22 protein-coding genes are annotated in these 24822 nt (G+C 42.8%); 9 read left to right on the plus strand and 13 right to left on the minus strand.

Going from position 1 to position 24822, the window contains the following annotated elements; all coding sequences use genetic code 11:
• Positions 1 to 165 precede the first annotated feature (165 nt).
• The 5 genes from IR173_RS04695 to IR173_RS04715 form a co-directional block, all read right to left on the minus strand.
• Positions 166 to 1416, minus strand: a complete 1251-nt coding sequence (locus tag IR173_RS04695; RefSeq protein WP_237038535.1) for an ABC transporter permease — start codon at positions 1414 to 1416, stop codon at positions 166 to 168.
• On the minus strand, positions 1400 to 2566 hold the full coding sequence (locus tag IR173_RS04700) for an ABC transporter permease (RefSeq protein ID WP_237038536.1): 1167 nt from the start codon (positions 2564 to 2566) through the stop codon (positions 1400 to 1402). The genes IR173_RS04695 and IR173_RS04700 overlap by 17 nt, the downstream gene beginning before the upstream one ends.
• 11 nt (positions 2567 to 2577) lie before the next feature.
• Entirely contained in the window at positions 2578 to 3573 is a 996-nt protein-coding gene (locus IR173_RS04705; RefSeq protein WP_237038537.1) for an HlyD family secretion protein, read from the minus strand.
• A gap of 8 nt (positions 3574 to 3581) precedes the next feature.
• Positions 3582 to 5054: a TolC family protein gene (locus IR173_RS04710; protein WP_237038538.1), complete on the minus strand. Its 1473-nt coding sequence runs from the start codon at positions 5052 to 5054 to the stop codon at positions 3582 to 3584.
• An 81-nt stretch (positions 5055 to 5135) separates the two neighbouring features.
• Entirely contained in the window at positions 5136 to 7340 is a 2205-nt protein-coding gene (locus IR173_RS04715; protein WP_237038539.1) for a DUF5686 family protein, read from the minus strand.
• Between the two features lie 114 nt (positions 7341 to 7454).
• On the opposite strand from IR173_RS04715, the gene IR173_RS04720 reads away from it, so the two are divergent.
• The 5 genes from IR173_RS04720 (at position 7455) to IR173_RS04740 (ending at position 13928) form a co-directional block, all read left to right on the plus strand.
• Positions 7455 to 9023, plus strand: coding sequence for a beta-N-acetylhexosaminidase (locus IR173_RS04720; RefSeq protein WP_237038540.1), 1569 nt, complete (start codon positions 7455 to 7457; stop codon positions 9021 to 9023).
• Between the two features lie 352 nt (positions 9024 to 9375).
• Entirely contained in the window at positions 9376 to 11565 is a 2190-nt protein-coding gene (locus tag IR173_RS04725; protein WP_237038541.1) for a glutamine synthetase III family protein, read from the plus strand.
• Between the two features lie 111 nt (positions 11566 to 11676).
• Positions 11677 to 12378, plus strand: a complete 702-nt coding sequence (locus IR173_RS04730; protein WP_237038542.1) for a Crp/Fnr family transcriptional regulator — start codon at positions 11677 to 11679, stop codon at positions 12376 to 12378.
• Positions 12379 to 13232: 854 nt separating this feature from the next.
• Positions 13233 to 13385: a cbb3-type cytochrome c oxidase subunit 3 gene (locus tag IR173_RS04735; RefSeq protein WP_237038543.1), complete on the plus strand. Its 153-nt coding sequence runs from the start codon at positions 13233 to 13235 to the stop codon at positions 13383 to 13385.
• A 30-nt stretch (positions 13386 to 13415) separates the two neighbouring features.
• Positions 13416 to 13928 (plus strand): ferritin-like domain-containing protein, encoded by a 513-nt coding sequence (locus IR173_RS04740; RefSeq protein ID WP_237038544.1) that lies wholly within the window; start codon positions 13416 to 13418, stop codon positions 13926 to 13928.
• Positions 13929 to 14403: 475 nt separating this feature from the next.
• Here the strand turns inward: IR173_RS04740 and kdsA are convergent, their stop codons facing one another.
• The 8 genes from kdsA to gap all read right to left on the minus strand — a co-directional run bounded on the left by kdsA (position 14404) and on the right by gap (position 20344).
• Entirely contained in the window at positions 14404 to 15204 is an 801-nt protein-coding gene (gene kdsA / locus IR173_RS04745) for a 3-deoxy-8-phosphooctulonate synthase (protein WP_237038545.1), read from the minus strand.
• A gap of 48 nt (positions 15205 to 15252) precedes the next feature.
• Complete coding sequence (locus IR173_RS04750; RefSeq protein ID WP_237038546.1) at positions 15253 to 16182, minus strand: diacylglycerol/lipid kinase family protein; 930 nt, start codon at positions 16180 to 16182, stop codon at positions 15253 to 15255.
• A 5-nt stretch (positions 16183 to 16187) separates the two neighbouring features.
• Entirely contained in the window at positions 16188 to 17111 is a 924-nt protein-coding gene (gene miaA / locus IR173_RS04755) for a tRNA (adenosine(37)-N6)-dimethylallyltransferase MiaA (RefSeq protein ID WP_237038547.1), read from the minus strand.
• Between the two features lie 118 nt (positions 17112 to 17229).
• Positions 17230 to 18030: a M48 family metallopeptidase gene (locus IR173_RS04760; RefSeq protein ID WP_237038548.1), complete on the minus strand. Its 801-nt coding sequence runs from the start codon at positions 18028 to 18030 to the stop codon at positions 17230 to 17232.
• On the minus strand, positions 18027 to 18443 hold the full coding sequence (locus IR173_RS04765) for a DUF4870 domain-containing protein (protein ID WP_237038549.1): 417 nt from the start codon (positions 18441 to 18443) through the stop codon (positions 18027 to 18029). The genes IR173_RS04760 and IR173_RS04765 overlap by 4 nt, the downstream gene beginning before the upstream one ends.
• A complete protein-coding gene (locus tag IR173_RS04770) occupies positions 18440 to 18844 on the minus strand; it encodes a DUF2752 domain-containing protein (protein ID WP_237038550.1) in 405 nt (134 codons plus the stop codon). The genes IR173_RS04765 and IR173_RS04770 overlap by 4 nt, the downstream gene beginning before the upstream one ends.
• The gene (locus IR173_RS04775) at positions 18844 to 19179 is read right to left on the minus strand and encodes a TM2 domain-containing protein (RefSeq protein ID WP_005939244.1); all 336 of its coding nucleotides are present in this window, start codon (positions 19177 to 19179) and stop codon (positions 18844 to 18846) included. Before IR173_RS04775 ends, IR173_RS04770 begins: the two co-directional genes overlap by 1 nt.
• Before the next feature lie 154 nt (positions 19180 to 19333).
• A complete protein-coding gene (gene gap, locus IR173_RS04780) occupies positions 19334 to 20344 on the minus strand; it encodes a type I glyceraldehyde-3-phosphate dehydrogenase (protein WP_237038551.1) in 1011 nt (336 codons plus the stop codon).
• Positions 20345 to 20495: 151 nt separating this feature from the next.
• Here gap and mscL point away from each other — a divergent pair, with 151 nt between their 5' ends.
• The 4 genes from mscL to IR173_RS04800 all read left to right on the plus strand — a co-directional run bounded on the left by mscL (position 20496) and on the right by IR173_RS04800 (position 24819).
• Positions 20496 to 20939: a large-conductance mechanosensitive channel protein MscL gene (mscL, locus tag IR173_RS04785; RefSeq protein ID WP_237038552.1), complete on the plus strand. Its 444-nt coding sequence runs from the start codon at positions 20496 to 20498 to the stop codon at positions 20937 to 20939.
• Between the two features lie 254 nt (positions 20940 to 21193).
• The gene (gene guaA, locus IR173_RS04790) at positions 21194 to 22747 is read left to right on the plus strand and encodes a glutamine-hydrolyzing GMP synthase (protein WP_237038553.1); all 1554 of its coding nucleotides are present in this window, start codon (positions 21194 to 21196) and stop codon (positions 22745 to 22747) included.
• Between the two features lie 72 nt (positions 22748 to 22819).
• On the plus strand, positions 22820 to 23647 hold the full coding sequence (locus IR173_RS04795) for an SDR family NAD(P)-dependent oxidoreductase (protein WP_237038554.1): 828 nt from the start codon (positions 22820 to 22822) through the stop codon (positions 23645 to 23647).
• A gap of 122 nt (positions 23648 to 23769) precedes the next feature.
• Positions 23770 to 24819, plus strand: coding sequence for an efflux RND transporter periplasmic adaptor subunit (locus IR173_RS04800; RefSeq protein WP_237038555.1), 1050 nt, complete (start codon positions 23770 to 23772; stop codon positions 24817 to 24819).
• Positions 24820 to 24822 lie beyond the last annotated feature (3 nt).

Here is a 24822-nt window from a genome sequence, read left to right on the forward strand (position 1 = left end):
ATAAAGCAAAATTAAATAGCAAAATATTTTTCTTTTTTTCCCCATTTATCATTAGTATTACAAAGAAACACCTATATATGTGACAAAATGAAACCTTTAATCTTTTCTAGAAAAGACAAAACACTGAGAATTTTACTGTACTGAAATAACCTTAATGAAGATATACTATATAGTAGGAAGTGCTTTCTTCATATTATAACGATAAGCCAGACATGCCAAAATGAAATACACCCCACATTGTATCCACAGAATAATGTATTGCTGACTAATTTCGGCCATACTTGCTCCCATCGAGTTTATTTTCACGAAAGCCAAAGTGCCCGGAGCAGCAGGTATTAAACAGTGTGTCCATTGCCAATACCACGGCATCAATTCCAACGGATAAGAAACTCCCGACAAAAATATCAGCCCGACAGAAAAAAAAGCTATCATCAGCAAAGGTGCATCACTATCGCTAAAGAACACCGAACAGGCTAATGCAAAGAAACTGGTTGCTATAATATAAGGTATCATCAACTGTATGATAAGTGTGGGATGCGCCAAATGAGGCAGTTGAAACACCAACGGCAACAAGCCCAATAGAAATACTGAGAAAAAGGAATAAAACAATACATATACCGAAGTCTTTCCCAAAACAATGGAAGCCATCCGGGAGAATGACAACTCTGCTTTTGGCCTCTCACTATTATCTTTCGTACCCAGCGAAGTAAAGAAATGGAAAGCAGTTACGCGGTTATCCCCTTGAAGGGACATGCGGTGCGCAGCTTCTTCCCGTTCTTTGCCACTCAACATGCTGATAACCATCACCAAAGTCTGAAATATCACAACCATCAACACAGCCGGAATCAGGTAAGTGCCATATCCGTCAGTGTAATTATACAACGCTGTACCCACTACATCTATCGAACTCGTTTGGACAATAGGCTGTATATCTTCCTGAGGAAGAAAAACAACCTGATTGGGACGCACCTCATCATTTACCGCCAGCATAGCCCCAGCCGATGCTTCCTGCATAGATGCATAATAAAGAAAAGCCGTAGTGGTGCTATACATCACATAAACAGACTCTTCACCACGCCCCACCCGAGCATCAAAATCTTCGGGTATATAAACAATTCCCACTACCTCTCCCTGCTTCATCATTTCCTTAGCCGCTTGTAAATCTGCATTGTTTGTCATAACTTGGGCTTGCGGAGTGGCATCTAGCAAACGAGTATAATGACGGCTCAAAGGTGTCCGACTCATATCGACCACAGCCACCGGTGCATTGCGTACCACATTGGGGGCATACATATAATTATATAGTAAGCCGTATAGAAAAATGCCACCACTTAATACCATTAAGATAGAATAACGAGTACACATCACACGAAATTCCCGCACGGCAACAGCAAGTATATTATTCAATATTGTCATATTTTCTACTAATTAAAGAACGTTTTAAATGGGGTAACAACAGGAGCGGCAGCAGCAAGAAGAGTAACAATGACGCTACATTAGTCCACATATAAGCATATCCGTAATCACCATAGAGCAAAGTCTGTCCTATTTCAACAAAATGGCGGACAGGAAACAGATAGGAAGCATAATAGACCGGTGCAAACATGTGTGGCACCGGAAATGTGACTCCTGAAAGAGTGGCTCCCAACGAACCTACCATCGATACGACGCTGATAATGATACTTAATGCCGGAAATACGGAAAAAAGGAACACAGCCAATGCCTGTGTAGAAAGCACGAACAATGCCGAAGTCAGGTTCAGCGGCCAAAACCCGCAATCCATCGGTATATCAAATATACCAAAATAGACATAATTAGCAAAGATGCTCATTGCTATAAAGATTACCGTATAAGGCAAAAGCTTCCCTATAACGGCTACCAATATGCTTCCATCAGCGGTCTGTAACCACTCAGAGGAAGTACCGAATTTCCCTTCACTGCCAATGGCATAAGTGGTGACTAATAACAATAATACCTGCAGAAATACAAAGAAAAAAGGATGAGTCAGATAAACAGAATAGTCCATATCAGGGTTGAATAACGGATGATTCTGGGTAGTGACTGGCAATAAGAAAGACTTGATTTCTTCCTCGCCCACCCCTAACGCCACTGCATGGGTGACAATAGGAGTAACCGATATATTCTTTAACAAGCTTTGGAAAGCACCGTGTATTTCGCTACCCACACTCAACAACGCATAATGATAATAATAGGTAAGAGCCACTTCTTTACCATCCATGACCTTGGCTTCAAAGCCAACAGGAATACTCAGATACCCATAAATATTTTTCTTTTGCACATCAGCACGCGCCTCTGTCTCATTGGCATAATGTTGGGTGACACGAAAAGTCGGGTCTACTTCAACCATACGAATGATTTGCCGAGAAGTAGCCGTATTATCACCATCCACGACACCAATGGGAAGATTCTCCATTTGTCCGTTACCAAAAATTGTTCCCATAAAGAAGATTGAAAACAACGGAAGTACAATACACGCCACAAAATAAATGCGGCGTGACAACATACGGTCTATTTCTCTCTTTATAACTGCTATTAAATTTTCCATCGAAATAGTCCTCATTTCAATTCATTCAGATTCACAAGTACGGACATCCCCGGCCTTAAGCCGTCCACCGGCTTCAGAGGCAGAGCATGAATCTCAAACGTTTTCATATCATAAGTTCCCGTCTGCTTGGTAGAACGCCAAGTGGCAAAACTACCCAATGGACTGATGTAATATATCTTAAACTCTATATTCTCGGCTTTCAGTGCCGGCACATCTCCCATAAAACTTTCATTCATACGAAAATAATGCATATAATCTTCACGTACATTGAGTACCACATGGCAATCATCCAGCATCACCAGACTCATGATAGGAGTACCTGCCCCCACCAATTCACCACGTTTAGGATAGATAGTAGAAATTTGTCCATTCTCAGGAGCTGTGAGGCGGGCATCCATCAACAAGGCCTGTACCTCATTAACGGTGCCCCGAGCGGCATCCACCAATGAACGCGCACTCTCTTTATCCTCTTTCTGAGCTCCATCCTTCACTAACAAATATTGTTGATGTGCAGCACGTTCGGCTGCCACAGCTGCTTTATACATAGCTTCCACTTCATCTTTACGCTGACTGGTCACCACACTGTCGCGATACAAATTCTGTACACGATTATAAGTCACTTTTGCCAATTGAAGGTCACTTTTCGATTTATTCCAAAGTTCTTCTACCGAACGCACTATTTGCTCACGCGTACCATCATCTATCTTTTTGTTTTGATACTTGGCAATATCTTCCAGTGCATTTACCTGCTGGAATTTTGCCCAAGCCTCGGGACTGTTAATGACCACAAGCGTATCACCCATTTTGACATTCTGCCCTTCCTTCACCAAGAAGGTATCTATACGCCCCGGCAATTTACCGGAAATGCGAATCTCGGTGGCTTCTATCTGTCCTTGCAATATCACAGGTTTATTGCTCATGGCAATAATACCGACAACAGACACGATAACGACCGCTACCAGTACCACCACGAAAGCAACGGCTAATTGTTTCTTTTGCTTTTCCATATTCTAAATTATTCTTTTATTACTGTTGGAGAATCCCCCGGTTCATAAGTAGGAAATATAAAATCCTCTGTCTTTCCTGTACGGCTGTATTGCCAAAAGGCCTCGGGCACCCCGCAGGTAGAAAGCAAGGAAGCCAATGATACATCATATTGATAATATGCCATCAGAAAGGCTATCTGAATTTTAGACAACATTGTTTCGGCGTCTATCACTTCGGTGGAAGTTGCCATACCTTCCTGAAACGATTTTTTACGAATTCTCACCAATTCACGGCTCATTTCAATCGTTGTATTCAAGGCAGCTACATTATCCCGGGCATTCTGAATCTCACTGTATAGTCTATCAACCAACACCCCCAATTCATCCTGCGCTTTTTCTCTTCCCAAAGCAAGTGTCTGTTTAGTCAACCGAGCCTGACGCACAGTAGCTTCACGATTCAGACCGTCAAATATATTCCATGTAAAGCCCACTCCTATCATTGTGCGAGGCATCAGATTGCGAGGAAGATTGTCAGCATACAGAGTTTGCTTACCGAAAAGTGCAATATCAGGGACATAAGCACTCTTACTTATTTTCAGTTGGTTATCTGCCATCGACTCTTGCAATCGGAGCTTATTGACCATGTAGTTGCTGCTACCTATCAAATTCTTGAAGTACAATTCATCCGGCAAGTCATCGTTCATAAAGAGTGGAGAGACAGGGTTAATGGCAGTAATATCTTCCACATTCAAAAGAACTTTCAGAGCATTCTGAGCAACTGTCAAATCTTTGCGGGCAGACTCCAGTTCACGTTTAGCCTCATCCATACTGACCTGAGAGAAAAGGCGTTCCGCTTTGTTTATCATACCGTTAGCCTCCAACTTCAGAGCATTTTGATAATGCTTTTGAAGGCCGTTATAGGTTTCCTCACGCACTTTCACTACACGTTGTGCCAAGCGAAGAGCGTAATAAGTCGTCACCAACTCTGTCTGAAGAACGGCGCCCGTTTCTTCACGACCAACTTGTGCAAAATCCACCATACGGTTTCCTATTTTAGTGGCAAAGATTCGCTTTCCACCGGTAAAAACAGGCCAGGTGATATTGGCATCAATAGTGGTCAGGTTACGCTGAAGCAATGGAAAGGTAAGTGTATGTGCTCCGATATTGTCTAGAATAGAAGAAATAAACTGATCATCAGGCAAAATGGAGTGAACAAAATCTTTCGCCGGATCTGTAAACTGTTTTAATGGTTCTTTCACTTCTATATTGTTAGACAAATGCACATAAGCCCCAGCTGCATTGAGTGACGGGTACCAAAAAGAGTTCATCTTTTGACGCTCGCTACGAGCTATCCCTACAGCCTTATCAGCCATTTGCAACGTCCGGTTTCCTTTATTCATTAAGGAAACGGATTGTTCCAAAGTTAAAGATACCTCCCCGCTTTGTGCCCACAATCCGGCAGGAAGGAATAAAAGGCATAAAAATATTTTGTAATGATACATATAGGATTTTGTTTCTGTTATGATGTAGTAAACAGAAAACACAAGAGAATGTTTAGAATAGGAAGGAAAGTAAAATTCCCATTACCTATTAAACAATTCGAAGGTAAACTTAAAACCGAAGGTATCGAAACTTCCATTGATGGTACTCACAAATGCACCTACATCAAATATGTGCGTACCTATTCCATAACCCAATTCTATATATGGATTCAAATGGGGCATAAACAATACACCTGCATACAACCGTTCCTGCTGAATCATCCCCAGCCAACGGTTTAACGGCTTTAACAAAATAAACGGTGATTCATAAGTAAGATTACCACGCCAATACTGACGGGATGCATTATACCAACGCCCGTCCAGCAATTGAAAAGTACCTCCGATTTCATCATTCCAACCTTCCGGCAGATTATGACGGGAGAAGTTGGCAAAATCAACAAAGTACACATCTTTCTGCTCCGTAAACATACCGCCGCCTATACGATAACCCAAACTACGGATACCTCCTAATTTCAAGTTTTGCTGAACATCAAATTCCCAACGTTCATGTGAACCGGTGCTGCCGAATACTCCTTTGATGCCACGTTCATAATCTAATGTAAAGGTAGGCATTTTCGAACCTACATTCATCTTACGATGTCCATTCATATAATAATACATTCCGGGCGTCCACTCGATACGCACACGAGGGGCAAAAGTATTATATTCCGAGCGAATACCCCTCAGTGCCAGCCAATCCTCTTCGGGCAACGGCTTCTCTATCTCCAACCTCTTCTTACTTGCCAAATAACGCCAATGGACAGAGACACCTGCCTTGATATACAGACCATTCACCACTTCGATATTATGGAACAAATTCAGATAGACATCTTTAAAATAATCCAGTTCCACTTTATCAAAATTAAACGTACTATCAGGCAGTTGTTTTAATTGATCCAGCACCACACTACTATAAATGCGGTTACCATTACCCACATTGATTTCAAATCCCGCCTGCTTTTCGGGCCAATACTGAAACTCTGCGTCCGTCTTTACATAGAGTTCCTTACGCGTAAAGTTATAACCAATCTGCGGTACAATCCTTAACAAACGCCCGGTATGCTGGAAGTAACGGTTGTATTTGAACTTCTGTTTATAAGAAAAGCCTCGGCTATGACTGTAACTGAACAACACCGGGTTGATAAGCGGAGAGCAACGAACACTACCAATACCCGCCAGATTAACATTATAGCTACTGATAAGAGCATCACCCAACTGTCCCCAAAACTCTATACTTTTACTCTTTTCCTGCTTGGGGTTATGCAACACCGTATCACGGCGCATAGCAAATTTCTTATATAAGCTGTCCTCATCCACCGACAAAGGCAAGGGACGGAGTTCCTTAAACTTATCTTTGTCTGTTATCAACCGGGCAGAGTCACATGTCAGCCGATAAGACTCCGTTAAATCATGATGATGCTTTTTAGTCGACTTACGTCTGGCTTCACCCTGATTATAATAATGTATCTCATGGTATTTCATCCAGGCATTGCAATTCATCTCCAAATGATTCCCCAAAAACTTGAATATCAGATTCAGGTCAAAACGCACAGGCAGAAACTCTTCATCGCCTTCCTCTCCCATCATGACATTTACCTTAAAATGTATCACATCATATATCCCTTCAATATAAAGTTGTCGGATAGTCCACACCTGATCGCTCACCCACATATATCCACTCACCAACTGAGTCCCTTTAAATTTAGGAATAATAAGAATCTTATATTTCTGACAATCACTGGGACCGGCTACCGAATCAAGTAAATAAGTATAGTACCGACTAGCCTTCTTATCAAGCGGTGAAAGGAGCTTATCCGACATCAGAGACGAAGAATAAATGTTCATATTCAGATACTCCGCTATATCGGCAATCTGTCCCCGGTCACGGGGGAAAGTGGAAGATACGGCTTTAATCTTACGATCATAGATATCGGGAGCCGTATAGTGCATCTCACTTACAGACTCTATCAAGTAATCGTTCACTTTCTTCTCAAACCGGAACATAGAAGGCACATAGCGGATAAGATGATTCCTCTTATGCACCTTCAGTTTTCCTTTTAAATACAAATCGGCTTTATATTCATCAATGATGCGTGAATAGAAAGGAGAAAACTGAAATATATTCTGAAGAATAGAATCGGCTACCACAGGTTTATCGGGCATACGGTTCTTTGACCTTTTGGCAGATACACCCAAAGGAAGAAGCAAGCATAGTATCAGTATCCCAATAATCCGTATATATTTCATTAAGTCTTGTTTTCTTTATCTGAACAGCAAATATACAATAAAAATATTACGACCTTAAGAAAAACAAAAAACTTTAGCTACTTTTGCATCTGAACTATTAACCCTTAAAAAACCATGAAACATTATTCTATTTTAACCCTCTTATTGTTGTGGGTTATTTCTCCCTCATTATCAGCACAAACCCTCTTTCCCACTCCGGCAAACTACCAAAGGAATAAGGGTGAATTTATTATTACGAAGGCCACTAAAACTTACGGAAATCAAATGTATGCCGACAAAATGGCCTCACAAGTCTCTACTAATTTAACACAGTCTAATGAGAATGCCGCAGCAAACGTTATCGCTTTCTTCATAGATCCGCAACTGAAACTGGCAGACGAAGGGTATATCCTGCAAGTGAAAACAGACAGTATCATACTGAAGGCCGCTACTGAAGCCGGGCTTTTTCATGCCAAAGAATCCTTATTGCAACTGTCGCGTTTCGGGAGTGGAAAAGTAAAAAGCTGCATTATCAATGACGCTCCCCGTTATCAGTGGCGGGGGTTCATGCTGGACGAAAGCCGTCACTTTTTTGGCAAAGAGAAAGTGAAGCAATATCTAGACATCATGGCTTCACTCCGTCTGAATGTATTTCATTGGCACCTGACCGATGAACCGGGATGGAGAATTGAAATAAAGAAATATCCCAAACTCACCCAGATAGGTGCTGTCGGTAATTATCATGACCCGAAAGCCCCTGCTACCTTCTATACTCAGGAAGATATAAAAGAAATAGTAGCTTATGCTGCCGAACGACAGATTATGGTAGTTCCCGAATTTGACATGCCGGGACATGCCACTGCCGTATGCCGCGCTTATCCTGAATATTCGGGAGGTGGTGAAGGCCGTTGGCAACATTTCACGTTCCACCCCTGCCGGGAAGGAACTTACCAATTTATCAGTGACGTACTGGATGAAATCGTAAGCTTGTTTCCCTCTCCTTATATACATATAGGTGGTGACGAAGTACACTATGGCAACCAAAGTTGGTTTACCGACCCCGAAATTCAGAATTTCATTAAAGAAAAAGAATTAGTAGACGAAAAAGGACTGGAACACTACTTTCTTCGCCGTGCCGCAGACATTGTAGCTTCAAAGGGAAAAAACATGATCGGTTGGGATGAAATAATCGATGCCGGCATTTCACCCCGCAAAGCGGTAGTAATGTGGTGGAGACATGACCGCCAACACCAACTGGTAAAGGCTTTGGAGAACGGTTACCGGGTAATATTGACACCACGCCGCCCCATGTATGCTGATTTCACCCAGTTCGGGGCCCACAAAGTGGGACGCCAATGGGGAGGATATAACACCATCGAGAATTTATATAACTTCCCCGAGCCTATATCCCATTTGATGAAAGGATACGAAGACCAAGTTATGGGTATGCAAATGTCTTTATGGACAGAAAGAGTAGCCGACTTCAAGCGATTGGATTTTATGGTCTTCCCACGCCTGATAGCTTTGGCAGAAGCAGCCTGGACACCTGAAAAAGCAAAAGAATGCAGCATGTTTATGCAGCGTCTGCCCTACTTTCTGAGATATCTGGACAGTATGGATATCTATTATTTCAACCCCCTAAACCCGACTGAACGCGAAGAACCGGGGGCGCCCGAAAAAGAGGATGTACTACAGAACGGCTAACCGAGTTTCATCATAACTTCTATCATTTTATATATGGGAGTGTGTCAAAACTAAACCAGCCTATCCAATCGTCAACTGTAGGGGCAGGGTTTGCCTGCCCGAAGACACAAAGTAAACTGTTTTCGGGCGAGCGAACCTCGCCCCTACGAACGAAATGACAGCATTATCCACGTTTTGACACAACCCCATATGCATTCTGTAAACAGCATTTGGAAAAATGGAGCACACCCAAGTTCACCTCCTACTGCAAAACAAATCTCTTAAGTAAACTGAAATTTGATAATCAAGATAGCAAATATTTAATCAAAAAGCAGTAATTTTGCGCCGCAACAACCAGTAAAAGAAAGACAACATGTCAAAAATGAGATTTTTTGCTCTTCAAGAACTTGCCAACCGACGCCCTGTCAAGGTTGACTATCCTTCTGAGAAGTTATCTGATTACTACGGCGACCACGTTTTCGACCGTAAGAAAATGCAGGAATATCTGCCCAGTGAGGCATATAAAGCAGTTATAAACGCAATTGAAAAAGGAACTCCCATCAACCGGGAAATGGCTGATATGATAGCCAACGGTATGAAAAACTGGGCAAAGACTTTCAACGTTACCCATTACACCCATTGGTTCCAACCCCTGACAGACGGAACAGCCGAAAAGCACGACGGTTTTATCGAATTCGGTGACGACGGCGATGTGATAGAACGCTTCTCCGGCAAACTGCTCATCCAGCAAGAACCTGATGCCTCATCTTTCCCTAATGGCGGAATCCGCAACACATTCGAAGCACGCGGCTATACGGCATGGGATGTTTCTTCTCCCGCTTTTATTGTAGACAGCACATTGTGTATCCCCACCATTTTCATCTCCTATACAGGCGAAGCACTTGACTATAAAACACCTTTGCTGAAAGCGCTCGGTGCAGTGGACAAAGCCGCTACCGAAGTTTGCAAAATGTTTGACCCGAACGTGAAACGCGTCTATGCAAATTTAGGTTGGGAACAAGAATATTTTCTGGTAGACACCGTACTATATAATGCACGCCCCGACTTGTGTCTCACCGGCCGCACCCTGATGGGACATTCTTCTGCCAAGGACCAACAGTTGGACGACCACTATTTCGGCTCCATACCTTCCCGTGTCACCAGTTTCATGAAAGAATTGGAATTGGAATGTCACCGTTTGGGCATCCCTGCCAAAACACGTCACAATGAAGTTGCCCCCAACCAGTTCGAACTGGCCCCTATTTTTGAAGATGTCAATCTGGCAAACGACCATAATCAATTGGTTATGGACTTAATGAAACGCATCGCCGCCAAACATAATTTCACTGTCCTACTTCACGAAAAACCATTTAAAGGAGTCAACGGTTCAGGTAAACACAACAACTGGTCACTCTGCACTGATACCGGCATCAACTTATTCTCTCCGGCAAAGACCGCCGAAGGAAATATGTTGTTTCTCACCTTTATCGTTAATGTGCTGATGATGGTATACAAAAACCAGGACTTACTCCGCGCCTCCATTGTAAGTGCCGGTAACAGCCATCGTTTAGGAGCCAATGAAGCTCCCCCTGCCATCCTGTCCATTTTCTTGGGACGCCATTTATCCCACATGTTGGACGAAGTAGTGGCACGCCTGAGCGATGCCAAACTTACTCCCGATGAAAAGAAGGCGCTACAGTTAGGTATCAGCCGTATCCCTGCCATTCTGCAGGACAATACCGACCGCAACCGTACCTCTCCCTTTGCTTTCACCGGAAATCGCTTCGAATTCCGTGCCGCAGGTTCTTCTGCCAACTGTGCCGCTTCAATGATTGTCATCAATGCAGCCATGGCTCACCAGTTGAACGAATTCAAAACACAGATAGACAGACTAGTATCCGGCGGAATGGAGCAGGAAGAAGCACTGTACAAGGTATTGAAAGAAACCATCATTGCTTCCCAAAATATCCGTTTTGAAGGCGATGGTTATTCAGAGGACTGGAAAGATGAAGCAGCCCATCGCGGACTGACCAACATTTGCCATGTGCCCGAAGCCATCATGAAATTCAACGACCCGCAATCACGTTCAGTCTTGATTGGAGAAAAGATATTCAACGAAAACGAGTTAAACTGCCGTATCGAAGTAGAGCTCGAGAAATTTACCAAAAAAGTGCAGATTGAGAGCCGCGTACTGGGTGACCTTGCCATCAATCACATCGTCCCTACAGCAGTAATATATCAAAACAGATTACTAGAAAACCTGCGTGGCCTGAAAGAGATATTCTCTACTGAAGAATATGAAGAAATGACAGCCGACCGCAAAGATTTGGTACGCGAAATCCAACGCCGCATCCTCTCCATCAAAGAAGCCGTGCGTAACATGACCGAAGCCCGAAAGGTAGCCAATCACCTCGGCAGTCAAGTTGAAAAAGCATTCAGCTACGAAGAAAAAGTCCGTCCTTACCTCGAAGAGATTCGTGAACACATTGACAGTTTAGAACTCGAAATAGACGACGAAATCTGGCCGTTGCCCAAATATCGCGAATTATTATTCACGAAATAAAGTAAAAGGGAGAGCAATCTCCCTTTTTCCGTTATTTTTCTAAGCTAAATTTCTTCTTTCATTATTTTCTTTCTATATTTGTGCTCTATAACACGGTTTTATAGCACACCTATGGTTAAAAAAGAATTATCAGAAACAGAGATTGCCGAAAGCATACCTGATTTATGGCAACCTTTAACCCAAGAGCAAAGAGAGTTCTTGGCTCAGAATTTTACGATACAAAAATATAAGAAGAATGAGACCATTTATTGCGAGGGAGAAACTCCCATGCATTTGATGTGCCTCCTCAGTGGTAAGGTAAAAATTTACAAAGAAGGTGTAGGCGGACGCAGCCAAATTATCCGGGTTTTAAAGACAAAAGAATATTTTGCTTACCGCGCTTACTTTGCCGAGGGTAACTTTGTTACGGCAGCATCTGCTTTCGAACCGTGTACCGTCTGTCTGATTCCCATGCCGGCTATCATGAAGTTAGTGAAAGAAAATGCTGAATTGGCATTGTTTTTTATCCGCCAGCTCTCGATTGATTTGGGTATCTCGGACGAAAGAACTGTCAACTTAACCCAGAAACATATCCGTGGCCGTCTGGCCGAATCTCTTCTTTTCTTGAAAGAGACCTATGGATTGGAAGAGGACGAATCTACACTGAGTATCTATCTTTCACGTGAAGACTTGGCTAACTTATCGAATATGACAACTTCGAATGCCATTCGCACACTCTCCAATTTTGCTACTGAAAGATTAATCACAATCGACGGCAGAAAGATTAAAATCATAGATGAAGAAAAACTGAAGAAGATTAGTAAGATAGGATAAAATTCCCTGCTTCTTCTTTTTAGTATCATTGCACTTTCATCACTGTAAGGAGGAGGGGTGCGGCAGTTGTCCACTACCTTCTGATTTAGGGTGCCCCCTCCTACAGAAACAATCGCTTTCACACAGCCTCCCCATGGACAAGAGCCTTCAATTCCCATTATGTGTGAAAGAATTTACATCTTTACTGACTCACCGACATAATGTTCTCCCTTCCTGTCACCGAATGTTGTCTTCTCCGGTTTTCAACTTCTGCATACGTTTTGAACTCCCCTAAGTCGTTTCATTAGCCGGACTAAGCGTTTTCGTCCTTTCGATTATGCCTGTCTGTCAGTCGAGTTACTACAGTCTTCCACCGTAGACTATATAGTCCGTTGCAGTAGACTGTACAGTCCATTACAGTAGACCGTACAGTCCGCTGTCGGAGTCTGTAATAATCTTCCGTTTAAAAGGCCTTGGCTGAGCCTAAGAAACGGCTTACTCTTCCCTTTGTGTGGTGATACGTCATAAGGAGATAAAACAATGACGTCAATCCCCAAGAAAACAATGTGCCCCCATCTTTCCCCAATAGCATCGGGCTGTTCCGGAGAATCCTATGACCTTTTTAAAAAAACGTCAGGTCTTTCTTGAACACCTCAAGACCTTTCTTGAAAAGACTTCAAGACCCTAGGGCACTACTCTGAACGTACCCAGACCTTCCATTGCAATACTGCAACAAAAACTTTCAGAGTATCCCCATATTCACTTCCCGATGTTTGTGCGACTGCCCCCTCTTCTGCACAAAATAAAAATCTCTTCCACCGAAAAACAATTTTCTTTTTCGGCTGTTCTTATCATAAAACCAAAACCAAGAAACTATGAGCAAAGGTAAATTATGGGGAACAATCCTCTTTATATTGATAGTACTGGGATTCGGCATCTGGCTGTACACTAGTTCTAATGTGAAAAAAGATGTGGACAAGGAAGGCATAGAAGTATTAGATGATATGACTATCCCTGCCGTAAACTAAATAATAAACACTAACTTAAACTTTTTCATTATGGCTAAAGAAACAGTGAATATCCTAAAGGATAAAATTGACATTGTAGAGTTACTGGCTCAATTAAATGCAGCCTTGTCTGAAGAATGGTTGGCTTTCTATCAGTATTGGGTAGGTTCTTTTGTAGTAGAAGGTGCTATGCGCGGTGACGTGCAACGCGAATTCCAAGAACATGCTGCCGAAGAATATAATCATGCAAAACTATTGGCCGACCGTATTATCGAGCTGGAAGGTGTACCTGTGCTCGACCCGAAACAGTGGTTTGACCTGGCACGTTGCAAATACGATGCTCCGGTAGATTTCGGTTCGGAAATCTTATTAAAACAAAATGTCGAATCAGAGCGCTGCGCTATCTACCGCTATCAGCAAATTGCCGAATTCACCAATGGAATTGATTTCACGACTTGCGACATTGCCAAACATATCATGGCCGAAGAAGAAGACCACGAACAAGATTTGCAGGATTACTTGAATGATATTGCCCGCATGAAAGCATATATTTTAAAGAAATAACCACATCTGCCAATGTGCTTCCTTATAATGCAGGAAGAGAAGAAGGGAATGTGTCAAAACTTCCCTTCTTTCGAAATCGGGGGTGTGTCAAAATGTGGATAATACTGTCGTTTAGTTCGTAGGGGCGAGGTTCGCTCGCCCGAAAACCGTTTCTTTGTGTATTCGGGCAGGCAAACCCTGCCCCTACAGCTGACGATTGGATAGGTCATTTTAGTTTTGACACACCTCTTATTTTTTAGGAATCAAGTCAAAAAGTATGTGGATATAATATTCGGGAAACATCTGAAGTTTGCAATGCTGAAAACATACATTCTTCCAAAGTATTATAAATCAAGTATATCAGACGGACACCTGATTGGGCGTCAGCATTGTGGCTCAGAGTTCATACTTATCACCCACAGGGTTTTCAGATTGACCCATTTTTAGTTTATGAGAGTTCCGACACAGCCCCTTCCACTGTTTAATCTCATCACCTTTATAGAGCCTGACGAATACGAACCAACTTAGTCAGCAATTCTTCGAGCAAATCAAGCTTCAACATATTGGCTCCATCACTTTTTGCAACGGTGGGGTCTTCATGTGTTTCCATAAACAGACCGTCCACTCCCACTGCTACCCCCGCCTTGGCAATCGTCTCAATCAATTGGGGCATACCACCGGTCACTCCACAGGTTTGATTAGGTTGCTGCAACGAATGAGTCACATCAAGAATCACAGGATGTCCGAAAGACTGCATCTCGGGAATACCGCGATAATCCACCAACAAGTCCTGATAACCAAATGTAGTACCACGTTCGGTCAGCATCACTTGGTCATTGCCTGCTTCCACCACTTTATCGGCTGCAAAGCGCATGGCACCGGGAGAGAGGAACTGTCCCTTCTTTATATTAACAATCTTTCCGGTCTGTGCTGCTGCGACCAATAAATCGGTCTGACGACAGAGGAATGCCGGAATCTGAAGTACATCCACATATTCGGCTGCCATTGCCGCTTCTTCAGCAGAATGAATGTCGGTCACTACGGGAACATCAAATGTCCGACTTACTTTCTGTAAAACTTTCAACGCTTTTTCGTCACCAATACCTGTAAAAGAGTCTAAACGTGAACGGTTTGCCTTACGGTATGAGCCTTTAAAAACGTATGGGATATTGAGTTTATCTGTCAGCTTTACTACACGTTCGGCTATACGGAGAGCCATTTCCTCACCTTCTATCACACATGGACCGGCCAACAGGAAAAAATTGTCACTCTTCTTTAAATCTGAAATTGTTATCATATTTATTTTATACTTTGAGAAGTTATTCATCTTACATCATTGAAGCCCCTATTTAGGAATGATTAACGTAATAGCTTCCGGCATGACAGACACTTCCAAAGGAAAATGCCTATCCAAGATTCGTCCATCCAAACTGACAGAAGCATTCTGCGCACGCAGAATCTTGACTTTACGCGTGCGGTATGGTTTCACCATTTTATGATTCAGAATTCGTCCCTTCAACAACATCCATAATCCAGAAAGCAACTGCAGCAATTCGGGACGATATATAACAGACACATCAAGCCAGCCATTATAAGGAACTGCACTCGGAGTAAGGCCATAACCACGGGCACTACCTACACAAACAGTCATAATACGACCACGAATATGTTCGTCATTGACACGTAAATGCATACGATAAAGCTTACGTTCAAACAACAGCAGGAACATGGAAGCGGCAAATGAGAGTTCACGAATTCCCCAAAAACGACGGGTTCCATCCGAGATTTGCACAATACGGGCGCCCAGCCCAATGTAAATGGCATTGATGAAATAACGGTTAGTATGCTGTTCACCATCAAAAAAGTTGCAACATCCCACATCTATCTTTCTCAAACGGCGATTGATAATCCAGTCCACCGCCTGCTTATAATTGTCTTCATCCAATCCCCAATATTTGGCAAAATCGTTGCCTATACCATTAGGGATAATTCCTAAAGCAATATTCTCCTTGTCTTCGGCAGAAGAACTCATGATGCCGTTGACAGCATCATTAATAGCACCATCGCCCCCCACAACCACTATCGTACGATAACCGTTATTGGCCAAAGTTCGCGCCAACCGTTCCACCGAGCCAAACCCTTCCGACTGAACATAATCAAACACGACTTTGCGGCTTTCCATATAGTTTCGTATCTCATTCCATCTCTTCTGAGTCTTGCGGCTACCGGCCTTCGGATTATATATGATTCCCCATCTGCTTGGTTCTACGGCCATAATATCTAACTTTTAGTATCTAACAAATTTATTATCTTCTCAACTTTCTCTTCTGTAGGCATCCGGGCATCCAGCCAATGAATGCTGAACCCTCTGCGCTCCATTCCGCGAAACCATGTCATCTGCCGCTTGGCAAATTGATGAATGGCAATTTCTAGCTGATGGAACATATCATCAAAAGAGAGTGCTCCGGTGGCATATAAAGTCAGATATTTATATTCCAAACCGTAGTATATTAAATCTTCGGCGGCAATACCTCCTTCTAGTAAAGCTTTCACTTCATCCACCATCCCTTCATCCAAACGTTGTTTCAGCCGGTGGGTAATCTTCTGCCGACGTAATTCCCTATCAATATCCACTCCTATTATCAAGCTATTCAGTGTGGGGAACTCGCGGTATTCAGGCGATTGCTGCTTGTAGTATTCTTCTATTTCAATAGCACGGATAGCACGCTTCACAGTATCCACATCGGTAGAATTATGCAATTTCTTGTATACTGACAGCATTTGCGTCAGTTCTTCCAGCGACTTACCAGCCAATGAAGCACGTAATTGGGGATTTTCGGGAACCGGCAGTAACCTGTATCCTTTCAGCACAGACTCCAAATACATGCCCGTGCCACCACATAAAACCGGTAACTTGCCCTTTTGTTTAACTTCGTTATATGCCGAAAGAAAATCTCGCTGATATTCGAATACATTATATTTATACCCAGGCTCCACAATATCAATCAGATGATAAGGCACTTGATGACCGTCTACGACATAGTCCGCCAAATCTTTCCCTGTTCCAAGGTCCATCCGGCGATATATCTGCCGGCTGTCTCCGCTAATAATTTCAGTGTCGAGCTTATATGCCAATGCAGCCGCCAATGGAGTTTTCCCCGAAGCAGTAGGACCTAATATCGTTATCAAATCATAATTTACCATCTAAAAAACATTTCTGCCACTGTTTCTCTTAATCCGAAACAGTCTTTCGGTTAATAATTGCACAAAGATAACGAATTTGTGTAATCTACAACCAAGAAAAAGAATAAAAGTCACAGAATTACTTGTCAGAAACGGCTTGTTGAAGAGTTTTCCACGTTTCCAGACTCAATACCTTCTCAAACCGGATATCATCACTCCCTTCCTTTGCCCAATTACATATTTGAATGGATCGTTTTTCAGAATCAGGATGAGTGCTTACCCACTCGGTCAACGAAGGTAGTTCTTCCTCTTTAGATAGTCTGAACAGAAATTCTCCAAAAGGTTCCGGATTTATTCCGGATTGCAAAAGATAGAGAACGGCTGTCTTGTCAGCCTCACTTTCCAACGTACGGTCATAGGCAGTAGAAGAAAGAAGTTTGGCAGTGCTTCTCAACACTTCTCCACTTTGTCCCCCCGATGCCATGCCCACTAAAACAGAAAGCCCTACTTCCTTCACTAGTTTCTTCATGATATGACCTTTCTGCATGTGAGCTATCTCATGCGCCATTATCCCACATAATTCTTCCTGATTTTCGCATTTGGCAATAAGCGAAGTAAAAACAACAAGATGATTATCGGGAAAGGCAAAAGCATTGACTTCATCGCTTTGGGCAACATGCAACTTTATTTTATCACGTTCTATATCATTGGCCTCACATAAATGTAACAGCAACGAATCCAATGGAGCAATAACTGTATCCGACTCTACAAAGACAGCAGAACCGGAATACAAATCCCAATACATATCTCCCAGTTTCTCCTCGATAACCGTCTCGCGCAAATCAAAAACCGAAAGCCAGTCTACACGCGAAAAAGAGAATAGCACGGCTAAAAACAACACTACCGATACGAGCGACTGCAAAAGTATTTTCTTTATCATGGCTTACAAATCAAATCAGTCAAACCTCCGTAAACATACCACTCTATCTGCTTGCCTTTTCTCACTTGTACGGCAGAGACCACTGTAGCTACAAAGTCTACAACATTGAACAATACAACGGTAAACAGATAAGCGAAATAAAAAGAAGTGAGTTCCACACCTCCAAAAAGCAGACCGACCGTCCACCAAAACAAGACACTGTTAGTACAGAACAATGGAAGTTGGGACACCAACGCCTGCGTACAATGCCATCGCACAAAATACGTCCGCCGCCTATTGGCTAAATAGAAAACAACCGTTGCCAACAAGTTTATAATAGGAAAAGGTAGTCCGGCCATCACAGCCAATAATGACATTAGATAACTGTTTGAAGCAGCCTCCAATTCATGTTCCGCGGGTTTATAGTATATCATAAGCCTTTATAAATATTCCAGCACCAATTAATTAATACAAGAAAAAGGAAAATAATGAAGACGCGTTTTCGAATGAAAATCCGGTCAATCCATAGATAAAAACGAAAAAAAGAATCTTCCCGCCTGATGATATCCAATAAAATCCACACAGGAAGCAGCAACATCAATACTGCCAGCAACATACCATTCGGGTTGAGTAACAATGATTCTTTCCAATGCCCTTGACAGAGTGCAATGAGGGCTCGTGTAGAACCACATGCAGGACAAGGAATATGGAATAACTGCTTAAACAAGCACCCTCGCCACACTCCCTCTTCCGCATGTATGGACGAAACGGCAAGCCATACATACCCGGCAGCACAAGCGACAACCGAAAGTATGTACAGAGCTTTTTTCGTCATTAAAGTACCATTTGAAGTTTTTGCATGTTCTTGTCGCGGGCAGCTCCCATAATGAGGAACCAGTCTACAATAGTCCAAATGCCAAAACCGCCGCAAGTGATTAACTTCGCAATTCCCAATCCTGTATCTCCAATAAAGAAGCGGTCAATACCCAGCGAACCGGCAAACAGAGAGATAATCAAACAGATAGTGGGGTCTTTGAACTGCATAACCTGCAACATTGACCATTTTGAATCGTCAGCAGCAAGCAACATATCTCTAATTGCTGCCACTTGATAATCGGGAAAGAACTTTCCGTTTGCCATTATAAAGGCATCTACTTTTTGTGCATCCATAACTTTTATTTGTTTAATATTATTCTTCAAATTGCACAAAGGTATAATTATATTTAATATATACCACATCTTTTCACAATTAATTGCCGACAGGACATAAAAAAACCGCCCGAATTACTTCGGGCGGCTGTTGCTATATGGATTATATAACTGATTAGCAGTTTACAGAAGCCATGTGAGCGATCAAATCCAATACTTTGTTAGAGTAACCGATTTCATTGTCATACCAAGAAACTACTTTAACGAAAGTATCAGTCAAAGCGATACCAGCTTTAGCATCGAAGATAGAAGTGCGAGTGTCACCCAAGAAGTCAGAAGAAACAACTGCATCTTCAGTGTAACCCAGAACACCCTTCAATTCGCCTTCAGAAGCTTCTTTCATAGCTGCACAAATTTCAGCGTATGTAGCCGGTTTAGCCAAGTTCACTGTCAAGTCAACTACAGAAACATCCAAAGTCGGAACACGCATTGACATACCAGTCAATTTACCGTTCAATTCAGGAATAACTTTACCTACAGCCTTAGCAGCACCAGTAGATGAAGGGATAATGTTGCCAGAAGCAGCACGACCACCTCTCCAGTCTTTCATAGAAGGACCGTCAACTGTTTTCTGAGTAGCAGTTGTAGAGTGAACTGTAGTCATCAAACCGTCAGTAATACCCCATTTGTCATTCAATACTTTAGCGATAGGAGCCAAGCAGTTAGTAGTACAAGAAGCGTTAGAAACGAATTGAGTACCCTTAACATAAGATTTTTCGTTTACACCGCAAACGAACATCGGAGTATCATCTTTAGAAGGAGCTGACATAACTACATATTTAGCACCAGCTTCGATATGAGCCTGAGCTTTTTCTTTAGTCAAGAACAAACCAGTAGATTCAACTACGTATTCAGCACCGATTGCATCCCATTTCAAGTCAGCCGGATTTCTTTCAGCTGTTACGCGGATTGCATTGCCGTTTACGATCAACTTGCTGTTTTCTACGTCAGCTTCGATAGTACCTTCAAATTGTCCGTGCATTGTGTCATACTTCAACATATATGCTAAGTAATCAACCGGGCAAAGGTCATTGATACCTACGATCTGAATATCGTTTCTTTTCTGAGCTGCACGGAATACAAAACGGCCGATACGACCAAATCCGTTAATACCTACTTTAATCATTTTGTTTAATTTTTAAAGGTTTTATAATATAGCTTTTAAACACTCTAATTTGGAATGTTGTTAAACATTTAGTATTTATTTCCTAAACGCGGTGCAAAAATAAGAATTTGTTTTTATATTCGCGCATAATTTCATATTAAAATAAAAAAAAATGGGAAAAAGTAGTTTTTTACAAGACTTTAAAGCGTTTGCCATGCGTGGAAACGTTATTGACATGGCAGTCGGTGTTATCATCGGTGGTGCATTTGGAAAGATTGTCTCTTCCATCGTTGCGGATGTTATTATGCCTCCCATCGGGCTGTTGGTCGGCGGTGTAAACTTCACAGATTTAAAACTACAATTAAAGCCTGCCGAAGTGGTGGATGGCGTAGAGAAAGCCGCCGTAACCCTCAATTATGGAAATTTCCTCCAGGCCACGTTTGATTTTATCATCATCGCTTTCTCTATATTCTTATTTATCAGATTGCTCGCCCGCCTGAACCGCAAGAAGGAAGAAGTTCCGGCTCCTCCTGCAGCCCCTCCTGCCCCAAGTAAAGAAGAGGTGCTGTTAACCGAAATCCGCGATTTGTTGAAAGAACAGGCAGACCGGAAATAACAGGAAAGCTCTTAGGATAGAAAGGGATTTTTTACACATTCGTATGTGTGGGCCTATGCATATAAAATATGTGTAGTTCCACACATACTTATATATATTCAGAATTGCTTCCATTGTGAAGACAAGATGAAGCTACAGCATACCAAAGCATGAAGTTTTTTACACTCAACTATAAAAATGCCTCTATGGTATGACGGATTTATAGTTTTTCTGAGTATCTTTGCGGCACGAAAACATTTACATATCATAATAATATGCAAGAAAAAATCATTATTCTCGATTTCGGTTCACAGACCACACAGCTTATCGGCCGCCGTGTCCGCGAACTGAATATGTATTGCGAGATTGTGCCTTACAACAAGTTTCCACATGATGACCCATCGGTTATCGGTGTCATCCTGTCGGGAAGCCCTTTCTCTGTTTACGATGAAAGTGCATTCAAGGTTGATTTAAGCAATATTCGTGGGAAATACCCTATTTTGGGCATCTGCTATGGCGCACAGTTTATGGCATACACCAATGGCGGAAAAGTAGAACCGGCCGGCACACGTGAATACGGACGCGCCCATCTCTCTACTTTCGAACATGAGAACCCCTTACTGAAAGGCATCCGCGAACAGTCTCAAGTATGGATGAGCCACGGAGATACAATCACTGCCATCCCTGATAACTTCAAAATTATCGCTTCAACAGATAAAGTCGCTATCGCCGCTTATCAGGCAGAAGGAGAAAAAGTATGGGGCGTACAGTTCCATCCGGAAGTATTCCACAGTGAAGACGGTACCCAATTACTGAAAAACTTCGTAGTAGATATCTGCGGTGGCAAGCAAGACTGGAGTGCAAGTTCATTTGTTGATACCACAGTGGCAGCCTTGAAAGAACAAGTAGGTAACGACCGCGTTATTCTCGGTCTAAGCGGAGGTGTGGATTCATCTGTTGCAGCCGTGTTGTTGCACCGTGCCATTGGCAAGAACCTGACTTGTATCTTTGTTGACCACGGTTTGTTGCGCAAGAATGAATTCAAGAATGTGATGCATGATTACGAATGTCTGGGTCTGAACGTAATCGGCGTAGATGCCAGCGACAAGTTCTTTAAAGACTTGGAAGGCGTGACTGATCCCGAACAAAAGCGTAAGATTATTGGCCGTGACTTTGTAGAAGTATTCAATGCCGAAGCACATAAAATAACCGATGCCAAATGGTTGGCACAAGGTACTATCTACCCTGACCGCATCGAAAGTCTGAACATCACCGGAAAGACTATCAAAAGTCATCACAACGTAGGTGGTCTGCCCGAAGAAATGCATCTTAGCCTATGTGAGCCCTTGCAATGGCTTTTCAAAGATGAAGTACGCCGTGTAGGTCGTGAATTAGGCATACCCGAACATCTGATTACCCGTCATCCGTTCCCCGGTCCGGGCTTGGCTGTACGCATCTTAGGCGATATTACCCGCGAGAAGGTACGCATTCTGCAGGATGCAGACGACATCTTTATTCAAGGCTTACGTGATTGGATGGTAAAAGATGCCGACGGTAATGATATTGCCCTCTATCACCAAGTGTGGCAGGCAGGTGTCATCCTGTTGCCGGTACAAAGTGTAGGCGTAATGGGCGATGAACGTACTTATGAACGTGCCGTGGCTCTGCGTGCTGTAACCAGTACCGATGCCATGACTGCTGACTGGGCCCATCTTCCTTACGAGTTTATGGCTAAGGTTTCAAATGATATCATTAATAAGGTAAAAGGCGTTAACCGCGTTTGCTATGATATCTCCTCCAAACCACCCGCCACAATTGAGTGGGAATAATCTAAATAATATCCACTGTAGGGCGGAAATTTTCTGCCCCCTACAGCGGATGATTAAAATTTCTCAATAACCATGGCAGACAACTATATAGAAAGACAGTTCGAACAATATCAAGCTAAAAAGGCCGCTTGGCAAAAGACACCCAAACATACTCCCAAGAAAGCGAACTCCAAAAGAGTCTTTGTAACCGGAGGAGCCAACGGCATCGGTAAGGCTATCGTAAAAGCATTCAGACAGGAAGGTTGTCCGGTAGCGTTTTGCGACAAAGATGAAACATCGGGACTGCAAACTGCCAAAGAAACAGGAGCTGCATTCTATCCTGTAGACATACAAAATAGAGAAGCACTGGAAAGTTGTATGCTAGCACTCATAGAAAGGTGGGGAGATATAGACATCTTAATCAATAATGCCGGAGTAAGCCTGTTTTCTGACCTCACCGAAACAAGTGTAGAAGACTTTGACCGAATCTTATCCATCAATCTCCGACCGGTGTTTATAACCTCAAGACTTCTTGCCATCCACCGCAAAGCTCAAGACTCTCCGCAGCATTATGGCAGAATCATTAATATTTGTTCCACGCGCCATTTAATGAGTGAACCGGGAAGTGAAGGTTATGCTGCCTCAAAGGGAGGAATCTATTCGCTCACCCACGCACTTGCCTTATCGCTTGCCAATCAGCATATCACTGTCAACTCTATCTCACCGGGATGGATACAGACACAAGAGTATGGGCTTCTCCGCCCCGAGGACCACGCACAGCATCCCTCCGGTCGGGTGGGAAAACCGGAAGATATTGCCCGAATGTGCTTGTTTCTTTGTCAAGAAGAAAATGATTTTATCAATGGCGAAAACATAACGATTGATGGTGGAATGACTAAAAAGATGATTTATATAGAATAAATCACCTCCACCTTTATCTGTATATTTCCCTTTCTGTTTCTATTTTTTCCGGCTTCAGCATCTTCTTTCCTATTTAGTACCCACACACTTCTTACTTTTGTCGCAAACTTAAAAGACAAAATATGAAGATAAACGTACATTCTATGCTATTACTAAGCCTCGCCGCACTACTTTCTTCCTGTGCCGCCGAAGGTAATGAAAAGAAACAAGACTTTATTGTAAAGACCGCACAAGCTGTCCCCGTTTCACATCAGGACGACAAAGAGTTCTCCTTTATCGCCCAACCTTTCCGCACTTCCGAGTTATCCTTCCGGGTGGGCGGCCCCATTGACCGTTTTGATGTATATGCCGGTAACCGATACAAACAAGGCAACATCATAGCCGAAATAGACCCGCGCGATTTCCGCATCCGCAAAGAACGTGCCGAGGCAGTCTACCATCAGGCAAAGGCAGAATTCGAACGTATACAAAAGTTATATGATAAGGGCAACATCTCGGCAAGTTCCTACGAAAAGGCGAAGGCGGACTATACCACCGCCAAAACAGCTTTCGATACCGCCTCATACGAACTGGAGGATACACGCCTTATCGCTCCGTTCAATGGTTATGTAGGTGAGGTATATATAGAGAAATTTCAGGATGTAAAAGCAACCCAACCCGTCATTTCTTTTATTGATATTGACCAACTTAAACTGGAAATCTATGTCACTCAGGATATTGCCTATGCAGCGCAGGCACTGGATACGATACAAGTACGATTCGATGCACAACCCGATAAAGTATATAAAGCACAGATAGCGGAAGTTTCCAAAGGAACCACCCGCAACAACCTCTCTTATCTGTTGACCGCTTTACTTCCTAACAAAGAAGGAAAATTACTGGCAGGCATGTCCGGCAAAGCCATGCTGAACCGCTCCTCTATAACAACAGATGCCTCCAAAGGGGTGGCTGTCCCTCAAACGGCTCTTTGCCATCGTCCCACGGAAGGTGACTATCTATGGGTAGTCGATACAAATACCCAAGAGGTAAACCGAAGAAAAGTAAAGAAAGGAGATTTGTTACCGGATGGTTATGTGACCATCACCGAAGGTTTACATCCCGATGAAACCGTAGCGACCAGCGGACTCCGCTTCCTGTCGGACGGAATGAAAATCAACGCAACCGAACTGTAATGC

The organism is Phocaeicola faecalis, assembly GCF_021730445.1.
In the GTDB taxonomy this organism is placed as follows: Bacteria; Bacteroidota; Bacteroidia; order Bacteroidales; family Bacteroidaceae; genus Phocaeicola; species Phocaeicola faecalis.